The following is a 16,627-nucleotide window of genomic DNA, read 5'->3' as shown; positions in this document are numbered from 1 at the left end:
CCTTTTGAACGGATTCGAAATGAGCGAACAAGCAACCCTCGGCACCGCCGTCGTTACCGGCGCCTCGGCCGGCCTCGGCAAGATCTACGCAGACCGCCTGGCCCGCCGCGGCCACGACCTGCTGCTGGTGGCGCGCCGCGCCGACCTGCTGGAAGAAGTCGCAGCGGGCCTGCGCGCCAAATATGGCGTCAAGGTGCAAACGCTCGCGGCCGACCTTGCCGCCGCCGGCGACCTCGAGCGCGTGTCCAAGGCCGTTGCCGCCGACCCATCGATCACGCTGCTGATCAACAATGCCGGCCTCTCGACGCTTGCCCCCGTCGCGCTGACCACGAGCGCGCAGCTGCAGAGCATGCTCGACGTGAACATCAACGCCCTCGCTCACCTGAGCCATGTCGCGTTGACCGCCTTCAAGGCGCGCAACCGCGGTACGCTGGTGAACATCGGCTCGGTGCTCGGCTTCTACACGCTGCCGATCAGCAGCATCTACAGCGGCACCAAGGCCTTCGTGGTGGCGTTCACGCGCGGTCTGCAGGAAGAGGTGGCAGGCACCGGCGTGAAGGTGCAACTGGTGCTGCCGGCCGCCACGGCCACCGACATCTGGGAGCTTTCGGGCGTGCCGGTGTCGGCGCTGGCCGAGGGCACCGTCATGCAGGCCGAAGAGTGCGTGGACGCCGCGCTGGCCGGCCTCGACCTGGGCGAAGCGATCACGTTGCCGTCGGTGAACGACGCCGCCCTGCTCACCGGCTTTACCGATGCAAGCGCCAAGCTGTTCGGCGCTTCGCAGACCAGCAAGCCGGCCGCGCGCTACCTGGCGACGGCCTGATCGGCCCGCGCGGCCATCGCGGATTGGTCCGGCGACTTCACCGCGCCGATGCCGCCCAGGAACAAGTCGGCCACGATCGGCGCAATCGCCGCGTGGTCGAGCTTTCCATCGGGCTTCATCCAGGTGAACATCCAGTTGATCATGCCGAACAGCAGCATGGTCAGCGGCTTGGCGAGGTCGTCGCTCGGCGCGCCGGGCCTGAGCGCCGACACGGCGCGCGCAAAGCCCGCGACCACCTCGCGCTCCTTGTCGAGCACGCGCTCGCGGTCTTCCTCTTCGAGAAAGCGCACGTCGTCGGTCAGCACGCGGTGCGCGTCCTGCGCGCCGGCATATTCCTCGACGATGCGGTAGATGAAGCGGCGCAGCCGCTCTTCATCGGTGTGCGTCGACGCTTCTTCCTCGGCCACCAGCGCGGCCAGCTTCGACACGTGCGTCTCGGCGATGCTGATCAAGAGGCTGCTCTTGTCCTTGTAGTAGTGATAGAGCGTGGCCTTGGAGAGGTTGCAGGCTTCGGCCACCTGGTTCATCGAGGTGGCGGGATAGCCGCGGCGCGCGAACAGTTGGGCGGCCTGCGCGAGGATGAACTCGCGCTGGTCGTCATAGGTGGCGGATCTTCCACGCGGCATCGGGTCTTCTTTCTTCCTTGATTGGAGTTGCGGGCAACCCGCAATCTTGCATGGAGCGCGCCGGCTACCCGCGCCGAGTCGCAATCAGCGAACGCACGTCAGTGGCAGGCAGGCGCGGGCGATCGGGCTCCATCTGCCGCAGCGGCGCCACCTCGTGCAGGCTGGCAAGGCTGCGAACCGTCAACGCCTGGTAAGTCTGCGTGCCCTCGAGCTTCCAGGCAATTTCCTCCTCGCTCAGCATCTTCTTCACCTTGGCGGGAATGCCGGCCACCAGCGACCGCGCGGGCACCTTCATGCCCGCCGGCACAAAGGCGCAGGCCGCCACGATCGCCTGCTCGCCGATCTCGGCCTCGTCCATCACGACCGCGTTCATGCCCACCAGCGCATCGCGCCGCACGATGCAGCTGTGGAGGATCGCCCCGTGGCCGATGTGGCCGTTGACCTCGACCACCGTGTCCTGGTCCGGAAAGCCATGGATGCAGCAATGGTCCTGCACGTTCGAGCCCTGCTGCAGCACGATGCGCCCGAAGTCGCCGCGCAGGCTCGCGCACGGGCCCACATAGCAGTTGGCGCCGACGATCACGTCGCCGATCAATACGGCACTGGGATGCACATAGGCGGTGGGGTCGACGACGGGTATGACGCCGTCGATGGAATAGCTGGGCATTCGGTCTGTCTCCTTTTTTCAGGGGCTCAGGGTTTGCCCTGAATCAACCCCGCTTGTGCCGGATTCAAGGTCGATCCTAAAATCTACCGTCCGGTCGGTCAATAGTGTTTGCATGCCGATTCCGCCAGAACAAGGATGAGAGACAAGCCCATGACAGAACCTTTAGTTCTCACCGGTAATGCCGGCGCCGTCCGCACGTTGAGCCTCAACCGCCCCGCCGCGCTCAACAGCTTCACGACGGAAATGCATGCCGAGTTGATGGCAGCGCTTGAGCTCGCCGCCACGGACGACAGCGTGCGCTGCGTGGTGCTCACGGGCGCTGGCCGCGCCTTCTGCGCCGGGCAGGACCTGGCCGACCCCTCCGTCGCGCCCGACCCGACGCCGGGCGCCGCTCCCAAGGATTTGGGCCACGTCATCTCCACTTACTACGCGCCACTCGTCGCGCGCCTGCGTTCGATGCCGGTGCCGGTGGTGGCCGCCGTCAACGGCGTGGCCGCCGGCGCGGGCGCCAACCTCGCGCTGTGCTGCGACCTGGTGGTGGCCGCGCGCTCGGCCAGCTTCATCCAGGCCTTCACCAAGATCGGCCTCGTGCCCGACACGGGCGGCACCTGGCTGCTGCCCCGCCTCGTGGGCTCGGCGCGCGCACTCGGCATCGCGATGCTGGGCGACAAGCTCCCCGCCGAAGAAGTCGCGCGTATCGGCCTGATCTGGCAATGCGTAGACGATGCGGCACTGGCCGACACAGTTGCAGCACTCGCATCGAAACTGGCCGGCATGCCGACCCGCGCCTTGGTCGCCACGCGCCAGGCCATGACGGCAGCGCAGGACATGGACCTCGAGGCTGCGCTCGCCGAAGAAGCCCGCATCCAACGCGAGATGGGCAACGCCAACGACTACCGCGAGGGCGTCGAAGCCTTCCGCGCCAAGCGCGCGCCGGTGTTCAAGGACCGCTGAGCCATGACCGACAGCACCCGCACCCCGCAGCAAACCGCCGAGTACGTGCGCGACGGCATGTTCGCGAACGACAACGCCAGCAAGGGCCTCGGCATGCGCATCGTCGAAGTCGCCCCCGGCCAGGCCACCCTGCAGATGCAGGTGCGCCAAGACATGCTCAACGGCCACGCCATCTGCCACGGCGGCTTCATGGCCACCTTGGCCGATTCCACCTTTGCCTTCGCCTGCAATTCGTACAACGAACTTACGGTGGCCTCGGGCTTTTCCATCGACTTCATTGCACCGGCACACGAAGGCGATGTGCTCACCGCGCGCTGCTTCGAAGTTTCGAAGGCCGGGCGCACCGGCGTGTACGACACCGAAATCACCAACCAGCGCGGCGAGCGCGTTGCCATTTTTCGCGGCCGCTCATACACCGCCAAGGGCCGCCCCGCCGTTGCGGCCTGAGGAGACACACGCACCATGACCGCCAGACACCCCGCCCCCGGCGAGCTCGAGCCCATCGAAACCGCGAGCCGCGACGAAATTGCCGCCCTGCAGCTCAGCCGCCTGCGCGCCACGCTGCAGCGCGCGTACGACAACGTGCCGCACTACCGCAAGGCCTTCGATGCCAAGGGCGTGCATCCGGATGATTTGAAGTCCCTCGCCGACCTCTCGAAATTTCCGTTCACCGTAAAGAGCGACCTGCGCGACAACTATCCCTTCGGCATGTTCGCCGTGCCGCGCACGCAAGTGGCGCGCATCCATGCGTCGTCGGGCACCACCGGCAAGCCGACCGTGGTGGGCTACACGCTGAAGGACATCGACACCTGGGCCGACCTCGTTGCGCGCTCGATCCGCGCCGCCGGCGGGCGGCCGGGCGACATGGTGCATGTGTCCTACGGCTACGGCCTCTTCACCGGCGGGCTCGGCGCCCACTACGGCGCCGAGCGCGCGGGCTGCACCGTCATTCCAATGTCCGGTGGGCAAACCGAAAAGCAGGTGCAGCTGATCCAGGACTTCAAGCCCGACATCATCATGGTCACGCCCAGCTACATGCAGGTGATCATCGAGCAGTTCGAGCGCCAGGGCCTGGATGCAAAGAACAGCTCCCTCAAGATCGGCATCTTCGGCGCCGAGCCCTGGACCGAAGCCATGCGCCGCGACATCGAAGGCAAGGCCGGCCTGGACGCGGTCGACATCTACGGCCTTTCCGAAGTGATGGGCCCCGGCGTGGCCAGCGAATGCGTCGAAAGCAAGGACGGCCCCGTGATCTGGGAAGACCACTTCTACCCCGAGATCATCGACCCCGACACCGGCGAGCTCAAGGCCGACGGCGAGGAAGGCGAACTGGTCTTCACCTCGCTCAGCAAGGAGGCCATGCCCATCGTGCGCTACCGCACGCGCGACCTCACGCGCCTGCTGCCGCCCACCTCGCGGTCGTTCCGCCGCATGGGCAAGATCGTCGGGCGCAGCGACGACATGATGATCATCCGCGGCGTGAACGTGTTTCCCACGCAGGTGGAAGAAGTCGTGCTGGCGCACGAGCGCCTCTCGGGCCTCTACCAGGTGCACGTGCGCCGCGAAGGCCTGCTCGACGAGGTCGAGGTGCATTGCGAACTCGACCACCGCAACGCAGCCGTCGACGAAGCCGAACGCAAGGCCATCGCCGGCTGGGTGCAGGACCGCGTGAAGACGCTGGTCGGCATTTCGACCACGGTGCGCGTGTTCGACCCCGATTCCATCGAACGCACGCAGACCGGCAAGGCCCGCCGCGTGATCGACACACGGCCGCGCTGAACGCGCGCCGTTTCCATTCTCTTTGCAAAGGACACGCACATGTACACCCAGGCAATGGACACCATGGGCAAGGACTCAGGCGACGACGGCAAGAAAAAGGCCGTGCGCTCTGCCGACGAAATGCGGCTCGAAGAACGCTTCGATGAGCGCATCGATGCCGGCGACTTCATCGAGGCAAAAGACTGGATGCCCGAGCACTACCGCAAGACGCTGGTACGGCAGATCAGCCAGCACGCGCACTCCGAAATCGTGGGCATGCTGCCCGAAGGCAACTGGATCGGCCGCGCACCTACTCTCAAGCGCAAGGCCATCCTGCTGGCCAAGGTGCAGGACGAAGGCGGCCACGGCCTCTACCTGTACGCCGCCGCCGAAACGCTGGGCACCTCGCGCGACCAGATGTTCGATGCGCTGCACAGCGGCAAGGCCAAGTACAGCTCGATCTTCAACTACCCCACGCTCACCTGGGCCGACATGGGCACCATCGGCTGGCTGGTCGACGGCGCGGCCATCATGAACCAGGTGCCTATCTGCCGCTGTTCGTATGCGCCGTATGCACGCGCCATGGTGCGCATCTGCCGCGAGGAGAGCTTTCACCAGCGGCAGGGCTACGAAGCGTTGCTCACCATGATGACGCGCGGCACCGAGGCGCAAAAAGCGATGGTGCAGGACGCGGTCAACCGCTGGTGGTGGCCTTCGATCATGATGTTCGGCCCGCCGGACGACCAGTCGCCCAACTCCGCGCAATCGATGCGCTGGGGCATCAAGCGTTTCAGCAACGACGAACTCCGCCAGAAGTTCATCGACGCCACCGTGGAGCAGGCGCGCATCCTTGGCGTGACCCTGCCCGACCCCGATCTGAAGTGGAACGAAGAGCGCCAGGCGCACGACTTCGGCACGATCGACTGGAGCGAGTTCTGGCGCGTGGTGGGCGGCGATGGCCCCTGCAACCGCGAGCGCCTGCAGGCCCGCGTCGATGCCTGGGAAGACGGCGCCTGGGTGCGCGAAGCCGCCATGGCGCATGCCAACAAGCAACCCATGAAGGAGGCCGCATGAGCGCCGAACAGAAACAAGAGTGGCCCCTGTGGGAGGTGTTCGTGCGCAGCAAGGCCGGACTCGACCACAAGCATTGCGGCAGCCTGCACGCAGCCGATCCGAAGATGGCGATCCAGCTGGCACGCGACGTGTACACGCGCCGGCAGGAAGGAAGCAGCATCTGGGTGGTGCGCTCGGACCAGATCGTGGCGAGCGACCCAGGGGACAAGGACATGTTCTTCGATCCGGCGGAGGACAAGGTGTATCGGCACCCGACCTTCTATGCGTTGCCCAAGTCCGTGGACCACATGTAGGCGGATCGCATGCAAGCCTCTATCGAACTGAACCGCACCCCCACGGTGCAATACCTGCTGCGCATCGGCGACACCTGCCTGGTGCTCGCGCAGCGCCTGGGCGAATGGTGCGGCCATGCGCCGGTGCTGGAAGAAGACATTGCCATGGCCAACATTGCGCTCGACTTGGTCGGCCAGGCGCGCGCACTGCTTACCCATGCCGGCAAGCTCGAAGGCCAAGGCCGAGAACACGACGAAGACCAGCTTGCCTACCTGCGCGACGAACGCGACTACTTCAACCTCACGCTGGTCGAGCTTCCGCGCGGCGACTTCGCCTTTGCCGTGGTGCGCAACACCATGGTGGCCACGCTGCTCAAGCTGCTGTGGCAACGCCTTGCCGCTTCGAGCGATGCCGAGGTGGCCGCCATCGCCGGCAAGGCCGTGAAGGAGGCGCGCTATCACCAGCAGCATTCGGGCGACTGGGTCGTTCGTCTCGGCGATGGCACCGATGAATCGCGCCGCCGTACGGAAAAGGCGCTGAAGCAACTCTGGCTCTACATGCCCGAGCTGTTCGAGAGCGACGCGGTGGATGAAGCAGCCAGTGCTACCGGCCTAGGCCCGGCGTGGAGCGAATTGCGCGAGCCGTGGCTCGCCGAGATGCAGCAGGTGCTCGACGCCGCCGGTCTCGCAATGCCGCAGGAAGCTGCCTTTCGAAGCACCGGCAAACAGGGCGTGCACAGCGAGCACATGGGCTACATCCTCGCCGAGATGCAGCACCTGCAGCGCTCTTACCCGGGAGGCGTGTGGTGAACGCCGTCGCATCGCGCGTCGATGCGGCGTGGGCCGTGCTCCATACGGTGCTCGACCCCGAAGTGCCGACCGTGTCCGTCTGCGACCTCGGCATCGTGCGCGAGGTGATCGAGCATGACGACGGTCTGGAGATCGTGCTCACGCCCACCTACTCCGGCTGCCCCGCCACAGAAGCCATCGAGCACGACGTGCTCGCCGCCATCGAACAGGCAGGCCTCGGCCGCGCACGCGCCACGCTGCGCCGTGCACCCGCCTGGAGCAGCGACTGGATCAGCGGCGAAGGCCGCGCCAAGCTCAAGGCCTACGGCATCGCACCGCCCGCGCATCTCACGCCGGAAGCCGCGGCCAACACGGCAATGCCCATCCGCCTTTTCGGCCGCATGGCCGGCGGCGAACGCATCGCCTGTCCCCGCTGCGCGAGCGAACGCACCGAACGCCTTTCCGCCTTCGGCTCCACCGCATGCAAGGCGCTCTACCGCTGCCTGGCCTGCCGCGAACCCTTCGAACATTTCAAGCCGATCTGACAAAGCGATGAGCACCCTCTTCCACCCGCTGCGCGTGAAGGCGATCGAGCCTGACACCGCCGAGGCCGTCATCGTCTCGTTCGAAGTACCGGCCGACCTGCGGGAAACCTTCGGCTTTACCCAGGGCCAGTACCTCACGCTGCGCCGCGACATCGACGGGCAGGACCTGCGCCGTTCGTATTCGATCTGCGCCGGCCTCGACGACGGCGAGCTGCGCGTCGGCGTGCGCAAGGTGCGCGGCGGCGTTTTCTCCAACTGGATCAACGCGCACCTGCAGCCCGGCGACACGGTGCAGGTGATGGCCCCGCAAGGCCGCTTCTTCGTGCCCATCGAACCCGGCGCCGCGCGCCACCATGTCGGCATTGCGGGCGGCAGCGGCATCACGCCGATTCTCTCGATCATGAAGACCGTGCTGGCGCGCGAGCCGCTCAGCCGCTTCACGCTGATCTACGGCAACCGGCAGCTGCAATCCACGATGTTCAAGGAAGAAATCGAGGACCTGAAGAACCGCTACATGACGCGGCTGGTGCTGCACCACGTGTTCTCCGACGAGCACACCGATTCGCCGCTGGGCCACGGCGTGATGAACCGCGAAAAGATCGGCGAGTTTCTGCAGACCGTGGTTCCCGCCGCGGGCATCGACCATGCCTACGTTTGCGGGCCGTTCCAGATGAACGACGAGGCCGAGGCTGCGATGCTTGCCGCGGGCGTGCCCGAGGGGCGCATCCACATCGAGCGCTTTGGCGTTGCGCTGCCCTCTGCCACGTCGGCAGGCCAGGTGGGCGCAGTGGTGCACGAGGCCTTGCCCGGCGATGCCAAGCAGGCGCGCATCACCATCGTGCGCGACGGCCTGCAGCGCGAGATCGCCTTTACCGAAGGCCAGCCGAGCATTCTCGATGCGGCCTCGGCGGCGGGCCTCGAAGTGCCCTTCTCATGCACCTCCGGCGTGTGCGGCACCTGCCGCGCCAAGCTGGTGGAGGGGGAAGTCCGCATGGAAAGAAATTTTGCGCTCGACAAGAATGAAGTGGCCGCAGGATTCGTGCTGACCTGCCAGGCGCACCCCCTCACCGAACGCGTCACCCTGTCGTTCGACGAGCGCTGACACAACAACGATTTTTCAACCCGGAGACAAACCAAAATGAAATTCTTCAAGCCCCTGGTGATTGCCGCGCTGTGCGCCACAGCCGCCGCGGCATGGGCCGATGTGAACGTCGGCGTGACGCTCTCGGCCACCGGCCCGGCCGCCTCGCTCGGCATTCCCGAGAAGAACACCATCGCACTGATGCCCAAGACCATCGGCGGCCAGAAGATCAACTACATCGTGCTGGACGACGCCTCCGACACCACGGCCGCCGTGGCCAACACGCGCAAGCTCATCGCAGAGAACAAGGTCGACATCGTGCTGGGCTCCACCACCACGCCCAACTCGCTCGCAATGATCGACGTGGTGAGCGAAGCCAAGACGCCGATGATTTCCATTGCCGCCTCGGCCCGCATCGTCGAGCCGATGGATGCCAAGAAGCAGTGGGTGTTCAAGACGCCGCAGAACGACATCATGATGTCGCTGGCCATTGCCGAGCACATGGCCACCAGCGGCGTGAAGACGGTGGCCTTCATCGGCTTCTCCGACGCGTACGGCGAAGGCTGGTCGCAAGAGTTCGCGAAGGCAGCCGAACTGAAGAAACTCAAGATCGTGGCCAACGAGCGCTATGCGCGCACCGACACCTCCGTGACCGGACAGGCCCTGAAGATCATGGGCGCCAAGGCTGACGCGGTGCTGGTGGCGGGCTCCGGCACGCCGGCCGCGCTGCCGCAGAAAACGCTCAAGGAGCGCGGCTACACCGGCAAGATGTACCAGACGCACGGCGTGGCGAATGCCGACTTCCTGCGCGTCGGCGGCAAGGATGTGGAAGGCACCTTCCTGCCTGCCGGCCCGGTGCTGGTGGCCGAGCAGCTGCCGGCCAGCCACCCGGTGAAGAAATCGGCCATGGCCTATGTGACCGCCTATGAGGGCGCTAACGGCAAGAACACCGTGTCGACCTTCGGCGCGCACGCGTGGGACGCAGGCCTGTTGATGACGTCCGCAGTGCCTGTTGCATTGAAGAAGGCGCAGCCTGGCACGCCCGAATTCCGCGCTGCGCTGCGTGATGCGCTCGAGCAGGTGAAGGACGTGGCCGGCGCGCACGGCGTGTTCAACATGACAGCAAACGACCACCTGGGCCTGGACCAGCGCGCCCGGGTCATGGTCAAGATCGAAAACGGCGCCTGGAAATACCAGCCCTGATCGCGTCTCGCCTTGCTCCCCCTCTGGGGAGGGTCGGGGTGGGGGCACGACGGCATCGACATCCGCGCAGCTGTGAAGGCAAGCGCTTGCCCCCATCCCTGCCTTCCCCGGAAGGGGAAGGAGCAATACAAGTCCCAGCTGAAGACACAGGCGCCGGACACTGATTCGACACACGGGCAAGGCCCAAAGGTTTTCTATGGATCTGCAGATCGCCCTTTTGCTGGGGCAGGACGGCATCGTGAACGGTGCCGTCTACGGATTGATGGCGCTTGCTCTTGTGCTGGTGTTCTCGGTCACGCGCGTCATCTTCATTCCCCAGGGTGAGTTCGTCGCCTTCGGGGCGCTCTCGATGGCAATGCTGCAAACGGGCCGGGTGCCGGCCACGCTGTGGCTGCTGATTGCGCTCGCGGCCATGGTGCTGGTGGTCGAGTTCTGGCGCTGGAAGCGCGGCGCGGTCGTCGACTGGGCTTCGGCAGTTGCGTGGTGCGTCGTGTTGCCGCTGGCCGCCGCCGCACTGGTATTGCTGCTCAAGCCGACATCGATGGCGGCCCAAGCCGTCACCACGCTGATGTTGATCGCGCCGCTCGGACCGCTGCTCTATCGCCTTGCCTACCGGCCATTGGCCGATGCCAGCGTGCTGATGCTGCTGATCGTCTCGGTGGCGCTGCATGGCGTGCTGGTGGGGCTGGGCCTGCTCTTCTTCGGCGCCGAGGGCTATCGCACCGCGCCGTTTTCTGAAGAACGCTTCGACGTGGGCGGCATTCCGGTCAGCGGGCAGTCGCTGGTGGTGGTGGGCGTCACGCTGCTGCTGGTGATTGCAATGTTCCTTTTCTTCGGCCGCTCGATGATCGGCAAGGCGCTGCGCGCCACCGCCATCAACCGCGTGGGCGCTCGCCTGTCGGGCATTCCGACGGAGCTTTCGGGTGACTTGAGCTTTGCGCTCGCGGCGCTCATCGGCGCGATCTCGGGCCTGCTGATTGCGCCGCTCACCACGGTGTACTACGACACCGGCTTCCTGATCGGCCTCAAGGGCTTTGTCGCCGCGATCGTGGGTGGGCTCGCAAGCTATCCGCTGGCGCTGGGGGCGCGCTGCTGGTCGGCCAGCTCGAAGCCTTTGCTTCATTCTGGGCCAGCCCGTTCAAGGAAGTGCTGGTCTTCACGCTGATCATCCCGGTGCTGTGGTGGCGCTCGCTGCACAGCCACCATGTGGAGGACGAGGAATGAACGACACCTCCGCCAACAACACCGCTGGCGCCGCGCCGCCGTCCACCGGCCGAGCGCTGGTCACGCCGCGGCAGCTCACGCTCGGCTTTGCCGTGCTGCTCGCAGCGGCCTGGGGCTTCCTGCCGGAGTTCACGGTATCGGTGCTCAGCAACATCGGGCTCTATGCATTGGTCGCGGTCGGCCTCGTCATGCTGACCGGCGTGGGCGGCATGACGTCATTCGGTCAGGCCGCATTCGTGGGCGTGGGCTCGTACGCGACTGCGTGGGTCTGCACCTCGCCTACCGCGGCGGCATGGATGGGCAGCTTCGGCGGCCCGGCCCTGCTGCCATGGGCGGGGCTGCTGCTGGGCCTGCTGCTGACCTTCGCCCTGGCATGGGCGCTCGGCGCGGTCACGCTCAAGCTGCAGGGGCACTACCTGCCGCTGTGCACCATTGCCTGGGGCCTCAGCCTTTACTACCTGTTCGGCAACATGGATTTCCTCGGTGGGCAAACAGGCATCACCGGCGTGCCGCCGCTGGTGATTGCCGGCTTCTCGCTGGCCACGCCGCGCGCGCTTGGCGTGGTGATCTGGGCCGTGCTGCTGCTGGCGCTGTGGGCCATGCACAACCTGCTCGATTCGCGCGAAGGCCGCGCGATTCGCGCGCTCAAGGGCGGCCGGCTCATGGCCGAGTCGATGGGGGTGGACACCGCCCGCCACCGCGTGAAGCTCTTCGTGCTTGCGGCCCTGCTGGCGGCCGTGTCGGGCTGGCTCTATGCGCACCTGCAGCGCTTCGTCAACCCCACGCCTTTCAACCTGAACATCGGCATAGAGCTGCTGTTCATGGCAGTGGTCGGCGGTGCGGGGCACCTGTGGGGCGCGGTGCTGGGCGCTGCACTCATCACGCTGCTGAAGGAAAAGCTACAGGACGTGCTGCCCTCGCTGCTCGGCAGCAGCGGGAACTTCGAGGTGATCGTGTTCGGCCTGCTCATGCTCTTTGTGCTGCAGCGCTTTGCGGATGGCCTGTGGCCGACGCTGGCGCGCATTGCAAGGCGCTGGGTGCGCCCGCATGCCGGTGCTGGAATCGATGCTTCGCAGCCGTCGGCGGCTGCGGTGAAACTGGTGCAGCGCAGCCTTCCTGCCAAGGGCGAGGTGCTGTTGCAAGCCACCAACGTCAGCAAGAGATTCGGCGGCCTGGTGGCCAACAACGACATCTCGATGACGCTGAAGGCGGGCGAGATCCATGCGCTGATCGGGCCGAACGGCGCGGGCAAGAGCACCTTCTTCAACATGATCTCGGGCGTGGACGATCCGAGTTCGGGCGAAGTGCGGCTCGCCGGCCAGCCGATGGCCGCCAGGCCCTCGCGCGTGTTTGCCGCGCTCGGCCTCGGCCGCACCTTCCAGCATGTGCGCCTGCTCGGGCAGCGCAGCGTGGTCGAGAACGTGGCACTGGGCGCGCACCTTCGTGCCCGGCGTGGATGGCTTGCCGCCATGCTTCGGCTGGACCGCGCGGAAGAAGCCGCGCTGATGGCCGAAGCCCGCCGCCAGATCGAGCGCTGCGGCCTCGGCACGCATGCCGATACGCCCGCCGCATCGCTCTCGCTCGGCCAGCAGCGCGTGGTCGAAATTGCGCGCGCGCTGGCCGGCCAGCCTTCGGTGCTGCTGCTCGACGAGCCCGCCGCGGGCCTCCGCCACCTGGAGAAGCGCGCACTTTCCGTGCTGCTGAGCCAACTTCGCGCTGAAGGCCTCGGCATTCTCGTGGTGGAACATGACATGGAATTCGTGATGAACCTTGCCGACCGCATCACCGTGCTGGAGTTCGGCACGGTGATCGCAACCGGTACGCCGGCCGAAGTGCAAGCCAACCCGCGCGTGCTCGAGGCCTACCTGGGCGGTGCCGACGACCAGCTGCTGGAGGACGCACGATGAGCCATCCACTCCTTCAACTCGACGGCTTCTGCGTTGCCTACCGTACCGTGGAGGCGGTGCACAGCGTGCGCCTGCATGTGAACGAAGGCGAGATCGTCACCGTCATCGGGCCCAACGGCGCGGGCAAGACCACGCTGCTGTGCGCGGCGATGGGACTGCTTCCTTCCACCGGAAGCCTCTCGCTGCATGGCGAACGCATCGCACGCCCCGGTGTCGAGACCATGGTGGCGCGCGGCGTGGCGCTGGTGCCCGAGCGGCGCGAGCTGTTCGGCGACATGTCGGTCGAAGACAACCTTCTGCTCGGCGGCTTCTACCAGTGGCGCAAGGGCAAGCGCGACCAGCGTGCACGCATGGAAGAAGTGTTCGAGATCTTTCCGCGCCTGCGCGAGCGCAAGCCGCAGCTGGCTTCCACGCTCTCGGGCGGCGAGCGGCAGATGCTTGCCATCGGCCGCGCATTGATGGCGCGCCCGCGACTGCTGATGCTGGACGAACCCTCGCTGGGCCTGGCACCGCTGGTGGTGCGCGAGGTGCTGCGCGTGGTGTCGCAACTGCGCAGCCACGGCGTCTCGGTGCTGCTGGTGGAGCAGAACGCACGCGCCGCGCTGCAAGTAGCCGACCGGGCCTATGTGCTCGAGATGGGAGCGGTGGCGCTCGAAGGCAACGCAGGCGACCTGCTGCATGACCAGCGAATCATCGAAACCTATCTGGGCATCGGCAACAAACATTGAACCGTCTTCCTCCCTCCCCTTCCGGGGAGGGTTGGGTGGGGGCACGACGGCACTTGATAAAGCACTGCGCCGAACCAACGCCGCCTGCCCCCATCCCAGCCTTCCCCGGAAGGGAGAAGGAGCAATACAAAGCCAAAGGACATCACCATGACCACCCTTCAAAGCTACATCGCCGGCCGCTGGATCGGCAAGGAAAGCGCGCAGCAGCTGCGCAGCGCCGTCAACGGCCAGCCCGTGGCCAGCACGCATGCCGAGGCCATCGACTTCGCCGAGGCGTTGAACCACGCACGCAAAGTCGGCCTCCCCGCGCTGATGGCTCTCGACTTCCAGCAACGCTCCGAGCGCCTGAAGGCACTGGCCAAGTACCTGGCCACGCACAAGGAAACGCTCTACGCCATCTCCGCCCACACAGGCGCGACCCGCTCCGACAGCTGGATCGACATCGAAGGCGGCGCCGGCACGCTCAGCGCCTATGCGGGCATCGGCACCAACGAGCTGCCCTCCGGCAACCTGGTGCATGAAGGCCCGGCCTTTCCGCTCGGCAAGAAGGGCGGGTTTGCGGGCACGCACATCCTGGTGCCGCGCGGCGGCGTGGCGGTGCACATCAATGCGTTCAACTTTCCGGTGTGGGGCCTGCTCGAAAAGTTCGCGCCCAGCTTTCTGGCAGGCATGCCGTGCATCGGCAAGCCGGCGACGGCGACAAGTTACCTGACAGAGGCGCTGGTGCGGCTCATCGTGCAGTCGGGCATCCTGCCGGAAGGCAGCCTGCAACTCGTGGTCGGCGGCACGGGCGACCTGCTCGACCGCCTCGAGAGTGCCGATGTGGTCACCTTCACCGGATCGGCCGACACCGCCGCCAAGCTGCGCGTGCACCCGAACCTGGTTCGCCAGTCGATCCCGTTCAACGCCGAGGCCGATTCACTCAACTGCGCAATCCTCGCGCCCGACGTGACGCCCGACGACGAGGAGTTCGACCTCTTCGTGAAAGAAGTAGCGCGCGAGATGACCGTCAAGGCCGGCCAGAAGTGCACCGCCATTCGCCGCGCGATCGTGCCGCGCCAGCACCTGGATGCGGTGGCCGAACGGCTGCGCGCGCGGCTCGCAAAGACCGTCATCGGCGATCCGTCACGCGAAGAGGTGCGCATGGGCGCGCTCGCCTCGCATGCGCAAAAAACCGACGTGGCCGAACGCGTCGCCACGCTGCTGCAAGGCGCCGAACTGGTCTACGGCGAGCGCGACGGCTTCTCGCCGGTAGGCGACGGCGTGAACGACGGCGCCTTCTTCGCGCCCACGCTGCTCTTGAGCCGCAAGCCGCTCGAACATGATGCCGCGCACGATGTCGAAGCCTTCGGCCCCGTCAGCACGCTGATGCCTTATGACGGCATCGACGAAGCGCTCGCATTGGCTGCGCGAGGCCGCGGCAGCCTGGTGGGCACGCTGGTCACGCGCGACGCGGCCATTGCGGCCAAGGCCATTCCGGTGGCTGCCGCATGGCACGGCCGCCTGCTGGTGCTCGACCGCGAAGCGGCCGCCGAATCAACCGGCCACGGCTCTCCGCTGCCGCAGCTCAAGCACGGCGGCCCCGGCCGCGCGGGCGGCGGTGAAGAGCTCGGCGGCCTGCGCGCCGTGAAGCACTACCTGCAGCGCGCCGCGGTGCAGGGCTCGCCCACCATGCTGGCCGCGATCACCGGCGAGCACGTGCGCGGCGCGGCGGTGCGCGAAAGCGAGGTGCACCCCTTCCGCCGCCATTTCGAAGACCTGCGCATCGGCGACTCATTGCTCACGCACCGCCGCACGGTCGGCGAGGCCGACATCGTGGCCTTCGGCGGCATCTCGGGCGACTATTTCTACATGCACTTCGACGAAGTGGCGGCGAAGGAGTCGCCCTTCGGCAAGCGCATTGCGCATGGCTACTTCGTGCTGTCCGCTGCGGCAGGCCTCTTCGTTTCGCCCGCGCCGGGCCCGGTGCTCGCCAACTACGGCCTCGACACGCTGCGCTTCGTCAAGCCCGTGGGCATCGGCGACACCATCCGCGCGCGCCTGACCTGCAAGCGCAAGATCGACCGCAACAAGAAGGACGCGAGCGGCCAGGGCCAGGGCGTGGTGGCCTGGGATGTGGAGGTGACGAACCAGGACGGCGAGCTGGTCGCGAGCTACGATATCCTGACCCTCGTCTCCAAGAAACCAGAATCCACCTGATGTTCGATCTCACAGGAAAAACAGCACTCGTCACCGGCGGCAATGGCGGCATCGGCCTGGGAATGGCCCAGGGCCTTGCCCAAGCCGGCGCCCGCGTCATCGTTGCCGCGCGCAATGCCCAGAAATCGGCCGCCGCGGTCGAAGCGCTCAAGGCGCTGGGCAGCGACAGCTTTGCGCTCGAAGTCGATGTGGCCGATGAAGCCTCGGTGCAGAAGGCTTTCGACGAAGCGGCCGCGCGCTGCGGCAGGCTCGACATCCTCATCAACAACGCCGGCACCACGGTGCGCAAGCCGGTCGACCAGCTGGCGCTGGACGAGTGGCACAAGGTGATGGACACCAACCTGACCAGCGCCTTCCTGTGCAGCCGGGCCGCGCATCCCCACCTGAAGAAGGCGGGCGGCGGCAAGATCATCAACATCGGCTCGATGATGTCGATCTTCGGCGCACCCTACGCCCCGGCCTATGCCGCGAGCAAGGCGGGCATCGTGCAGCTCACCAAGTCGACTGCGCTTTCATGGGCGGCGGACAACATCCAGGTCAACGCGATTCTCCCGGGCTGGTTCGAAACCGAGCTGACCGACGGCGCCCGCAGCCAGATTCCGGGCCTGTACGACCGGGTGGTGGCCCGCGCCGCCGCCGGCCGCTGGGGCAAGCCGGCCGATATTGCGGGCACGGCGGTGTTTCTTGCGAGCCAAGCCTCCGATTACGTGACCGGGACGGCCATTCCTGTGGACGGAGGCTTCTCCATCTCTGGCTGAAGTCGGGCGGGCCGTGTAA

General features: G+C 66.5%; 16 protein-coding genes and 1 pseudogene. 15 read left to right on the top strand and 2 right to left on the bottom strand.

The features are described 5' to 3' along the window. Positions 1–19 precede the first annotated feature (19 nt). Positions 20–823, top strand: coding sequence for an SDR family NAD(P)-dependent oxidoreductase (locus tag M0765_RS15630; RefSeq protein ID WP_258504500.1), 804 nt, complete (start codon positions 20–22; stop codon positions 821–823). Here M0765_RS15630 and M0765_RS15625 read toward each other — a convergent pair. Together M0765_RS15625 and M0765_RS15620 are read right to left on the bottom strand one after the other, a co-directional pair. Further along, on the bottom strand, positions 805–1,449 hold the full coding sequence (locus tag M0765_RS15625; protein WP_258504499.1) for a TetR/AcrR family transcriptional regulator: 645 nt from the start codon (positions 1,447–1,449) through the stop codon (positions 805–807). The genes M0765_RS15630 and M0765_RS15625 overlap by 19 nt on opposite strands. A 64-nt stretch (positions 1,450–1,513) precedes the next feature. Next, positions 1,514–2,116, bottom strand: coding sequence for a phenylacetic acid degradation protein PaaY (locus M0765_RS15620; RefSeq protein WP_258504497.1), 603 nt, complete (start codon positions 2,114–2,116; stop codon positions 1,514–1,516). A 150-nt stretch (positions 2,117–2,266) separates the two neighbouring features. On the opposite strand from M0765_RS15620, the gene M0765_RS15615 reads away from it, so the two are divergent. The 14 genes and pseudogenes from M0765_RS15615 (at position 2,267) to M0765_RS15550 (ending at position 16,608) form a co-directional block, all read left to right on the top strand. Then, positions 2,267–3,070 carry an enoyl-CoA hydratase-related protein gene (locus tag M0765_RS15615; protein WP_258504495.1) on the top strand — a complete coding sequence of 268 codons (804 nt, stop codon included), beginning with the start codon at positions 2,267–2,269 and terminating at the stop codon, positions 3,068–3,070. Positions 3,071–3,073: 3 nt separating this feature from the next. Then, a complete protein-coding gene (gene paaI / locus M0765_RS15610; protein ID WP_258504494.1) occupies positions 3,074–3,517 on the top strand; it encodes a hydroxyphenylacetyl-CoA thioesterase PaaI in 444 nt (147 codons plus the stop codon). Positions 3,518–3,532: 15 nt separating this feature from the next. Continuing rightward, positions 3,533–4,849: a phenylacetate--CoA ligase PaaK gene (gene paaK, locus M0765_RS15605; protein ID WP_258504492.1), complete on the top strand. Its 1,317-nt coding sequence runs from the start codon at positions 3,533–3,535 to the stop codon at positions 4,847–4,849. A gap of 39 nt (positions 4,850–4,888) precedes the next feature. Then, positions 4,889–5,902: a 1,2-phenylacetyl-CoA epoxidase subunit PaaA gene (gene paaA / locus M0765_RS15600; protein ID WP_258504490.1), complete on the top strand. Its 1,014-nt coding sequence runs from the start codon at positions 4,889–4,891 to the stop codon at positions 5,900–5,902. Continuing rightward, complete coding sequence (gene paaB, locus M0765_RS15595; RefSeq protein ID WP_126745601.1) at positions 5,899–6,195, top strand: 1,2-phenylacetyl-CoA epoxidase subunit PaaB; 297 nt, start codon at positions 5,899–5,901, stop codon at positions 6,193–6,195. Before paaA ends, paaB begins: the two co-directional genes overlap by 4 nt. Before the next feature lie 9 nt (positions 6,196–6,204). Next, positions 6,205–6,984, top strand: a complete 780-nt coding sequence (gene paaC, locus M0765_RS15590; RefSeq protein ID WP_258504487.1) for a 1,2-phenylacetyl-CoA epoxidase subunit PaaC — start codon at positions 6,205–6,207, stop codon at positions 6,982–6,984. Then, positions 6,981–7,508 (top strand): 1,2-phenylacetyl-CoA epoxidase subunit PaaD, encoded by a 528-nt coding sequence (paaD, locus tag M0765_RS15585; RefSeq protein ID WP_446751559.1) that lies wholly within the window; start codon positions 6,981–6,983, stop codon positions 7,506–7,508. The genes paaC and paaD overlap by 4 nt, the downstream gene beginning before the upstream one ends. 7 nt (positions 7,509–7,515) lie before the next feature. Further along, positions 7,516–8,610: a 1,2-phenylacetyl-CoA epoxidase subunit PaaE gene (gene paaE / locus M0765_RS15580; RefSeq protein WP_258504483.1), complete on the top strand. Its 1,095-nt coding sequence runs from the start codon at positions 7,516–7,518 to the stop codon at positions 8,608–8,610. A gap of 36 nt (positions 8,611–8,646) precedes the next feature. Further along, positions 8,647–9,792 carry an ABC transporter substrate-binding protein gene (locus M0765_RS15575; protein ID WP_258504481.1) on the top strand — a complete coding sequence of 382 codons (1,146 nt, stop codon included), beginning with the start codon at positions 8,647–8,649 and terminating at the stop codon, positions 9,790–9,792. A 196-nt stretch (positions 9,793–9,988) separates the two neighbouring features. After that, positions 9,989–11,016 (top strand): annotated as a pseudogene (locus M0765_RS15570) (branched-chain amino acid ABC transporter permease). Continuing rightward, positions 11,013–12,923, top strand: a complete 1,911-nt coding sequence (locus M0765_RS15565) for a branched-chain amino acid ABC transporter ATP-binding protein/permease (protein WP_258504479.1) — start codon at positions 11,013–11,015, stop codon at positions 12,921–12,923. The pseudogene M0765_RS15570 and the gene M0765_RS15565 overlap by 4 nt, the downstream one beginning before the upstream one ends. Continuing rightward, positions 12,920–13,651 (top strand): ABC transporter ATP-binding protein, encoded by a 732-nt coding sequence (locus M0765_RS15560; RefSeq protein WP_258504477.1) that lies wholly within the window; start codon positions 12,920–12,922, stop codon positions 13,649–13,651. Before M0765_RS15565 ends, M0765_RS15560 begins: the two co-directional genes overlap by 4 nt. A 147-nt stretch (positions 13,652–13,798) precedes the next feature. Beyond that, positions 13,799–15,850, top strand: coding sequence for a phenylacetic acid degradation bifunctional protein PaaZ (gene paaZ / locus M0765_RS15555; protein WP_258504475.1), 2,052 nt, complete (start codon positions 13,799–13,801; stop codon positions 15,848–15,850). After that, positions 15,850–16,608 (top strand): SDR family NAD(P)-dependent oxidoreductase, encoded by a 759-nt coding sequence (locus tag M0765_RS15550; protein WP_126745592.1) that lies wholly within the window; start codon positions 15,850–15,852, stop codon positions 16,606–16,608. The genes paaZ and M0765_RS15550 overlap by 1 nt, the downstream gene beginning before the upstream one ends. Positions 16,609–16,627: the final 19 nt, after the last annotated feature.

Source organism: Variovorax sp. S12S4 (assembly GCF_023195515.1).
Classification (GTDB): domain Bacteria; phylum Pseudomonadota; class Gammaproteobacteria; order Burkholderiales; family Burkholderiaceae_C; genus Variovorax.
Note: the sequence above shows the minus strand (reverse complement) of the source record. Positions and strands in the feature narration are given on the sequence as shown.